This window comes from Aquisphaera insulae (assembly GCF_011064615.1).
In the GTDB taxonomy this organism is placed as follows: Bacteria; Planctomycetota; Planctomycetia; order Isosphaerales; family Isosphaeraceae; genus Aquisphaera; species Aquisphaera insulae.
In genome coordinates this window covers 1-8712 of the sequence record NZ_JAALJH010000163.1, presented here as the reverse complement: position 1 = coordinate 8712, position 8712 = coordinate 1, and the positions used below count along the sequence as shown (strand labels likewise).

General features: G+C 66.2%; 6 protein-coding genes. 3 read left to right on the top strand and 3 right to left on the bottom strand.

Translation table 11 applies throughout. The features are described from left to right. Window positions 1–384 precede the first annotated feature (384 nt). The 3 genes from G6O54_RS35955 to G6O54_RS35945 are packed head-to-tail and all read left to right on the top strand — an operon-like array spanning window position 385 to window position 4412. Window positions 385–627, top strand: a complete 243-nt coding sequence (locus G6O54_RS35955) for an HTH domain-containing protein (protein WP_165235553.1) — start codon at window positions 385–387, stop codon at window positions 625–627. 3 nt (window positions 628–630) lie between these two features. Then, window positions 631–3741: an HsdM family class I SAM-dependent methyltransferase gene (locus G6O54_RS35950; protein WP_165235550.1), complete on the top strand. Its 3111-nt coding sequence runs from the start codon at window positions 631–633 to the stop codon at window positions 3739–3741. Next, window positions 3738–4412 (top strand): hypothetical protein, encoded by a 675-nt coding sequence (locus tag G6O54_RS35945; protein ID WP_165235547.1) that lies wholly within the window; start codon window positions 3738–3740, stop codon window positions 4410–4412. The genes G6O54_RS35950 and G6O54_RS35945 overlap by 4 nt, the downstream gene beginning before the upstream one ends. A 551-nt stretch (window positions 4413–4963) precedes the next feature. Here the strand turns inward: G6O54_RS35945 and G6O54_RS35940 are convergent. From G6O54_RS35940 to G6O54_RS35930, 3 genes are all read right to left on the bottom strand, one after another. After that, window positions 4964–5938 (bottom strand): endo-1,4-beta-xylanase, encoded by a 975-nt coding sequence (locus G6O54_RS35940; protein ID WP_165235544.1) that lies wholly within the window; start codon window positions 5936–5938, stop codon window positions 4964–4966. Window positions 5939–6092: 154 nt separating this feature from the next. Then, window positions 6093–6875: a helix-turn-helix domain-containing protein gene (locus G6O54_RS35935; protein WP_165235541.1), complete on the bottom strand. Its 783-nt coding sequence runs from the start codon at window positions 6873–6875 to the stop codon at window positions 6093–6095. A 28-nt stretch (window positions 6876–6903) separates the two neighbouring features. Further along, window positions 6904–8517: a tetratricopeptide repeat protein gene (locus G6O54_RS35930; RefSeq protein WP_165235537.1), complete on the bottom strand. Its 1614-nt coding sequence runs from the start codon at window positions 8515–8517 to the stop codon at window positions 6904–6906. Window positions 8518–8712: the final 195 nt, after the last annotated feature.

Here is an 8712-nt window from a genome sequence, read left to right as displayed (position 1 = left end):
GGGACAACCCGCCTGCAGTTGCTGAAGGTGGCTTCACGGGTGGAGGTCAGCACCCGCCGGGTAATGTTCCAACTGGCGAGAGTTACCCCTACCGGAAGATCTTCCAAGAGGTGTACGAGCGGTTGACTGGCCGCCCTCCGGTGGCGGCCATCGATGGGACCTGATCGCGAGAAATCGGGATGATCGAGCCCCCCGCGTGGGAGTCAAAGGGGAGGTGTGGACCGTGAGCCCGGCGGAGCACCAGGTCCGCCGTAATTACAGCAATATTTGCTCATGCGGCACCGAGAGGCCGGTGTATGAAACACCCGAGCGAATTGCGGGTCCCCACGACGCTTGAAAAGTCTATCGCGCCGAGATATAGTTTCTTCGGTGGGAGCAGGCACAATGCGTTACGAAAAGGCACTCGGGATTGAACGACGGCTCGGCGAGTTGATACGCCTGCTTCGCGGCGGCCGGGACTCCACGCCCGGGCTGGCCGAGAAGCTCGGCGTGTCGGTCCCTACCGTCGCCCGCGACATCACTGCCCTCCGCGAGCGGGGCTACGGCATCCGGGCAGTCCGCCACGCCCGCCATTGGGCTTACGAACTCGTGTCTGAACCGGCCGTTACGTCGGTCGCGGGGGGCTGAGACATGCCCGCAACACCGGCGTCCGACTGGATTAGGGCTTTCGGCTTGGACGGTATCAGCCCGCCGGTCTTCTTCTCGAACACGTCCGATATCGACGCCGCGGGCAATGCGGCCAGCCAAGCACACGTCCTCCGGCGGGCGTTCGAGGACATGCAACTCGACGGTGTGCTGTGCCACAATAACGCCCCGCTCATCTATTTCCGGCAGTTGGACCGGATCGACCCGAGCCAGATCGCAACCCTGCACCGCACTTTCTGGAACCAGGGGGTAGCCCCCATCCTGGTGCTGATCGCACCGGACGAGGTTCACGTCTACTCGGGCCTCTCGGAGCCTACTCTGACGACCACCTCGGCTGGCACACCGGCGGGATTCGTGCAGCGCCTGGACCGGGTCGTCGACCAGCTCCAAGCGTTCCTGCTCTCGGTCGAATCCCGGGAGTACTTTCGCACACACCGGCCTGCATTCGACCCCGAGAAGCGGGTGGATCGCAACCTGCTTCACAACCTCGAAGCGACCCGGGCCGTGCTGAGCGAGGTGCCGGCCGCGCGGCTGGAGCCTGAGACGCTCGACGCCCTACTATGTCGATTAGTGTTCACATGTTACTTATTCGACCGCGACGTGATCGATCGGAAGTACCTTGAGAAGGTCGGTATCTACGACGCCGACCACCTGCGTGACATTCTCGGTCGGAAGAAGCGTTCTGACGCCAAGGCCGACCTTTACAAGCTGTTCACCCAACTCGGTCAAGATTTCAACGGCGATCTGTTTAGCGACGACCTGGAGGCAGAGGCTCGGCAAGTGCGAGCGGAACACCTCGCAATCCTCGACCGGTTCTTTCGCGGCACCGACGCCCGCACCGGTCAGCAGAGCTTCTGGCCGTACGAGTTCGGCATTATCCCGATCGACACCATCAGCGCAATTTACGAGCACTTCCTCAAGGCGGCGGGAGAGGCGGAAAAGAAGAAGGCTGGGGCGTTCTACACCCCGCGGTTCCTGGCGGAATTGGTCCTCGACCGCGCTCTGGACAAAGTTCCGACGCTGCTCGACAAACGGTATCTCGACCCGGCGTGTGGGTCGGGCATTTTCCTCGTAGGGCTATTCAACCGTCTTGCGGAAGAGTGGAGCCGCGCTCACCCGGGCGCGGACTATGACGCAAGGCTCGGTGGGCTAACCTCAATCCTGCAAACCGCCATCTACGGGATCGACAAAAGCCGCACGGCCTGCCGCATTACGGCCTTCAGTTTATACCTTGCTCTTCTCGACCAGCTTTCCCCGCCGGGCATCCGCCGGGTGCTGAGGAAGATCAAAATCCTCCCGCGGCTCCTCGCCGAAGACGGGGAGGGCGGGACGATTCGGTGCGCCGATTTCTTCACCTCTGCCGCCGACCTGTCAGAAAAAGTCGATGTGGTGGTGGGCAACCCGCCCTGGGCGAAGGCCGGGGGGCGATCCGATCCGCCAGCGGCCTGGTGCTCCGCACGCCGCAGGCCGCTGCCGGGTAAGCAGATCGCCGCCGGGTTCGTGTGGAAGGCGGCCGAGCATCTCACCAATGACGGGCGGGCGTATTTCGTCCTGCCCCACGGTCTTCTGTTTAACCACACACAGAGCGCGGTGGATTTCCAAAAGCAATGGTTTCAAACACACGCGGTTGATCTCATCCTGAACCTGGCCGACTACCAGCGGTTCCTGTTCGAGGAGGCGGAAGCCCCGGCCATGGTGGTCGGGTACGCCAGGGCAAAGCCCGCGAATACCGCCCACCCCATCGACTACTGGTCCCCAAAGACCGACTGGGCCGTGACCCAGGCCGAAGTCATCACCGTCCTGCCGCAAGACCGAGCGCGGCTGACGGTGCGGGAGGTGCTCAACGACCTGCGGGGCGAAGACGCCCCGCTCATTTGGAAAGAACGATACTGGACGACGTTCCGCGACCGCAGGTTGATGGACCGCCTGCGACTTTTCCCTCGCCTCCGAGACAGACTGGGTCAACGCGGCAAGGGAACTCAGAAGCGTTGGATCGTAGCCGAAGGGTTCGACGAGTTCGGCGAACAGCACAAGCTCGAGCGGTTACGAGTGCTCACTCTCGACAACACGGCAAGGGTTGAGGCCGGCACGCACTCTTTGGACGGCTTCCTCACCTCAAGAGACTGCCCCCCGGTATCGAAGCTCGAACTCAGGCTCCGCTGGGCAATCAGCGACCCGACCATCTTTAACAAGCCCCTTGTCTTGGTCACAGAGGGCTTCAACAAGGTTGCTTTTGTCAACGAAAATGTCGCGTACAAGCATGGCATTCGTGGTATCCACGGGCCGGCGACGGACGCTGACCTACTTGCTTTCCTAACATTCTATCTTCGGTCAAAACTTGCTCGGTACTTCCTGTTCCACACCTCCTCGAGTTGGGGAGTGAGCCGGGCACGCGTTGACATCGACGACCTGATGCGTCTCCCGTTCCCGTTTCCCGAAGCCACCCACGTTCCGGTGCGCGCGGCCGAGATCGTCGCCGAAGTAGGGCGGATCATGAACCGGGCGATCCGTGACGCTGAGGACAACACGCTCGGTCGCCCCGCCACCACCGAACGTGCGCAAGCCCAGGCCGAGGCGCTCGTCGAGGAGTATTTCGACATCAACGCCGTCGAGCGGGTGCTCATCGGGGACACGGACGCGGTCATCATTCCCAGCGTCCGGCCGACCCGCCGCCGTACTGCCGTGCCGACGATCATGCCGGCCACACAGGCAGAGCAGGAGGCTTACACCGACCTCCTGTGCGACACCCTCAACCAGTGGGCGAGCGACGGCTACCGAGTTCACGGGAAGCCCGTGATCGATCCCCGCCTCGGAATCGGCATGGTTGTATTGGAGAAGACCGTGCGGGGCCGGTCGCCGACACATCTGGATTCGGCAACGAAGGACGTGCTACCGACCCTAAGCCGTCTCCAGCGCATCGCAGAGATCGACGGCGTGCCGCTCGCGCTTGCCCGCGGGCTGAAGGTGTTCGACAAGACTTTGCTGTACATCACCAAGCCGGTCGGCCTTCGCTTCTGGACCCGCACTGCCGCGCTCAACGACGCGGACGAGATTGCTGACTCCCTCCTCATGCGACCCCGCAAGGAGGGCGGATGACGGTTGGAGACACCAGCGAATGGCGGGGGTTCATCGAGGGCGGTGGGGTTTCCTCCGTCCTTGCGCTCACGCTCGACGCCTGGCAGCACATCCCCCCGCCTGCGCCCGACGAGCGGGAAGAGGCCGTGTCGATCCGCCTGTATGCCGCGATGGTCAAAAAACAGGACCGCCAGCGGCACCGGTTCCTGATCCGCTACGAGGACGTGGAAGTCGATGTCGATCTGGCCAAGGAGACCGGGCGCAAGGACATCGTGTTCTTCCCAAGCCACGACGGCAGCTACTACTACTGCCTGGAAGCTAAACGCTTGAACGCCCGCATCAACGGCGTGATGAAGTCGCTGGCAGACAAGTACGTGAAGGAGGGTATGCAGCGCTTCGTGGACGGAAAATACAGTCGCCACGTGCAACACGGTGGAATGCTCGGCTACGTTCTCGATGGCGACGTGGAACGGGCAATGAAAAACGTGTTGAAGAACATCCAGGACAATGACTCCCTGTTGAAGATGGCGTCCCCGGCAACTTGGGCTGAATCTGTCCATCGTCCATCCGATCCTCACGCGAAAGAGTCCGCCCACCTCCGTGACGGGGACGACGCACCTCTACTGATCCAGCACTTGTTCGTCTCGGCTGGAAGTCGCAGACATACTGCCTCCATTGTCTCAGGACGTTGATCCTGTAAGTCTGTGGATATTCTCTGCGTATTGGGCTGTCTGATGCCTGCTTCAGGTCTTTCCGAACACCGCATCGATGACCCAGCATCCCCGGACGTGCGGCCCTCTCCCTCGACAGTAATCGAATTGCTCGCTGTCCGCGCAGCAGTTGGCCTCCAATCCCTCCGCCGTGACATTCAAAAGCGTCCCCGAGGGCTTGGCGACGCTGGTGAACTGGCGCGACGCTCGCTTCTTCGGAAGGGCCGCAGGGGGAAGGGCCGCAGGGGGATAGGCCGCAGGGGGACATTCTGATTACCCGCAGTAGGTTGGAGAATTTGTACCTCCGCCGCTTCGGCACTCAACGGCCCACGGGTATCGATCAAGGCCTGCGGAACCTGACCCGGCCCGTTGTTGTTGGAAACCCGAGGGCGCGAACAGGAGCGTGTTGGCGCTCTGCCCCGTGACCTTGCCGGCCAGGGCGGCCTGTCGGCTCCGGGGAGGGCGTGTGCTGCCTCTGGGATGACCCTTTCTCCCCGCGCCGCAGCTCGGCATGGATCAGGCTCGGCGAGACGCTATGCGGAAAGCTCCGCGACCAGGCGGCGATAGGCCTCGAAGGCCGGCTTGCGGGCGTAGTCATCCCGCACGAGCCCGAACTGCGTCCAGAGGTCGGGGTTCGCGGAATGGCCGTCGCGGAGGCAGAAGAACTCGTAGTGGGTCACGTTGAGACGGCCCGCCACCGCGGCGATCGCGCGGACGACGGTCTCGAGGACGGCGGCCTGCGTCTCGGCGGTCCGCCCCGGCCCCGTCGGCCAGCCGTTCTCGGTCACCCGGATCGGCACATCCGGCCCGATGCCGGCGGCCGGCAGGCTCGTCGCGCGGAAATGCCGCAGGAGTCCGTCTACAGCCGTGGCCAGGGACTCGAACGGGATCGGGCGGAAGACGTCCGGGAAGAAGTCGAGGCCGACGTATCCGAGGGCATCGCGGAACGACCGACCGCCGAGCTTCCCCATCGCCGGCCAGAACCCCTCGGCCGGGTCGAACGAGGGGCAGGCGTTGAATCCAATCCGGACGTCCAGGCCCAGGCGGTCCACCTCCTCACGCGCCGCCAGGACCCCGGCCACGATCGCCTCGCGGACCCGGGGGAAGCCGCCGTTGCCGCCCCGCTGGAAGTCCGGATTGTTCGGCTCCTCGGCGATCTGGAGCGATTCCAGCAAGGGACCGTGCTCCCGGAGCGCCTGGCGCACGAACGCGGCCCAGTCGTCGAGATCGCCATCCTCGGTCGCGTAGCAGAGGACGTGATCGATCCGCCGGCCGTCGCGCGCGTACCGGCAAAGATCGCCGGGCGTGGCGTCCACGCCCTCGCCCTTCCCCGTGTAGATCACGTAGTTGCGGACCAGGAGCGGCCGGCCCGGCGGCTGGAGGGCCTCGAGCGCCTCGGCCGTCCGTTCGGGATCGTGCGGCGGTCCGCCGCCGAGTCCCAGTTGCTCGCTCCCGGTCATCCCGGGGAAGATCCCGAAGGTCAGGGCCTTCGATGAATCGGTCGTCATCGGGCAACACCCATCCTGAATGGCCTCGCGGCGCGTCCCGGCCCGGCGACCGTGCCCGCCCGCGATCGCGATGATTCTCCGACAGGCCGCTCGGGCCGTCTTGGACGAATCGGACGTCGATCCGGGTGCTTACCCGGCGGGGCCACGATCCGAATCAGGTCGGCTCGGGCAGGTGATGTTCGTTGGGACTGCCGACCCGTGCCGCGAGGTATCGGGTCGGCGACATCCCGGCGAAGGCGCGGAAGTCCCGGATCAGGTGGGCCTGGTCGTGATAGCCGCACGCCTGGGCGATGGCCGCCCACTCGACCCGTCGCGCCGCGGCGGCCAATCGCAGGACGGAGCCAAAGCGTCGGAGCCGGCCGTAGAGCTTCGGCGAAAGGCCGACCTCGGCGCGGAAGGTCCGATGGAATTGACGAGGGCCGAGGCCAACCTCCTTCGCCACCGCCGCGATCGGCGAGTGGCCCGTGCCCTCCCCCAGCAGGCGCAGGGCCATCGCGACGCCGGCATGACGGCGGGGGGCGCGGGACAGGCGTGCGACCAGGACGCGTTCCATCTCCGCGAGTCGTTCCCCGGCGACGCCGGGCTCGGCCAATCTTTCGGACAGGTCATCCGCCTCGCGTCCCCAGATCGCCCGGAGCGGGCCGATCGCGTCCCGGATCTCGTCGACCGGCAGGCCGAGGATCGGTGCGGCGCCCCCCGGCCGGAACGCGACCCCGAGGACGGCGGTCGTGCCCGCGGCCTCGAAGGTGAATGGTCCGGACCGGGCCCCCGCGGCCAGGATCGCCGGATCGACGCCCGGCGTCAGGTTCAGGATCAGGTCGAGCGTGCCGCATGGCAGGATGCGCTCGGCGCGATGCGGCCGTTCGAAGGCATCATCCAGCCAGATTCGCTCGACCAGCGTGCCGAGCGGCCCGCGCGGGGCGATGGTGTGGATCATGGCCTGGCTCCGCCCCGGGGGACTTCGATCACGACTTGTGGAACGTGAGCCCGGCCCCTTGCTGCTGGGCACCCGCTGGCGGCGCGAACAGGAATGTGCCGTCGCCCTGCTCCGTGACCTTGCCGACCAGGGGAGGGCCGTCGGCCTGGAGGAGGGCCAACGTCCCGTCCTTGTACCCGGCGCGGCCGGTGAGGGTCTGCGTCTTGCCCTTGGCGTTGACCTCCCAGGTGAATTCGCCGTCGGCCTGCATGGTCAGGGTGATCGCCACGTCGGCGGCCGGGCTCGCCTTCCAGGTCCCCACCAGGGCGGGCGGCGGGGGCGGAGGAGGCTCGGTCGAGGCCGTGGCCCGGGCGTTCGATGCGTCGGCGGCCGGCTTCGAGCGGCCGGCTGTGGCGACGGGCGCGGGTGCGGCCTCGGCCAACTTGCGGAAGGCCTTCGCGAACGACGCCGACAGCTTGTCGTCGGGCTGCATGGCCGCCACCTTCTCGTATTGCGAGGCGGCCGCCTCCTTGTGGCCCTGGACCATGTACTGATAGGCGAGCAGGAAGTGCCCCGCCGGATCCCCGGGCTTCGCCTTCACCGCCGCCTCGAGCGCGCGGACCTGGCCGGTGTAGGTCGCCACGTCCGGATAGAGGCCGACCAGCGTGGCCCAGCTCCACGCCGGCCCCGCCGAGAGGACCGCGTAGGCGACGGCCGCCGCCTCCTCGTAGCGCTTGAGGGCGAACAGGCAAAGGGCCCGGAACTGATGGACGGCCGGCTGGTCGGGCTTGTCCTTGAGGATCCGATCGGCGATCTCCAGGGCCTTCGCATACTCGCCCGCCTTGAAGGCGTGCTTGGCGACGGTGATGAGCTGCTCGACGATCGCCGCGTCGTCCGGCGCGTCCGGGGCCGGTTGGGCATTCGCCGCCCGGGCGAAGGCATCCCCGGAGGGGACGATGGGCTTCCGGTAGTCGTACGAACCGGCCACCAACGCCGGCAGCGTGGCCGTCAGCTGGTTGTAGTAGGGATTGACGTAGCCGCCATAGAGCCAGTCGTCGGCCACCGAGCCCAGGCCCCAGGCGCCGTAGTTCCCCATTCCCCAGGTCGGAAAATAGTCATAAACGCCGTAGCCATTCGTGTAGATGGGAGCGTTGATGACCGTCCCCAGCATGCCCGTCCCGAACGCGCCGAACGCCCCGGTCCCGAAGCCGTAGAGGCCGTTACCCCATCCGATGCCGTTGTTCCAGCCGCCGCCCCAACCGATGCCGTTGTTCCAGCCGCCGCCCCAACCAATGCCGTTGTTCCAGCCGCCGCCCCAACCGATGCCGTTGTTCCAGCCGCCGCCGTTGTTCCAGCCGCCGCCCCAGCCGCCGCCATTGTTCCAGCCGCCGCCGGGCTGGCCGCCGAAGGCGACGCCCCGGCCGCCCATCCAGACGTTCTGGTTCGTGCCCATGAAGATGTTGTTGCCCGCGAATCCGGGGCGGGTCATGCCCATGCCGCCCATGCCCATGCCGCCCATGCCCATGCCGCCCATGCCGCGGTTCATGGGCATGCCGGGGTGGGTCATGCCTCCCATCCGGCGCTGGGCGTGTACGGGCCCGGCGGTGGTGATGAGGGCGAGCAGCCCGAGGACGCGGAGCCATCGTCGCTTCTGGCCGGTCATGGAGGGGCCCCCTGGTCCGGGAGGAGATCGGAGCACGACATGGATCTTCGCGGAACCGGGACCCGATCGCAAGCGCCGGGGCGCGATGAGATGCCTTGATGGGCCGCCTCCCGGCGCGGATGGGTAGAGGTAAGGCGTTGGAATGTTGACCTTGATCGCCCCCAGCCGGGACCTGGACGCGCCGGTCCTTGGCAC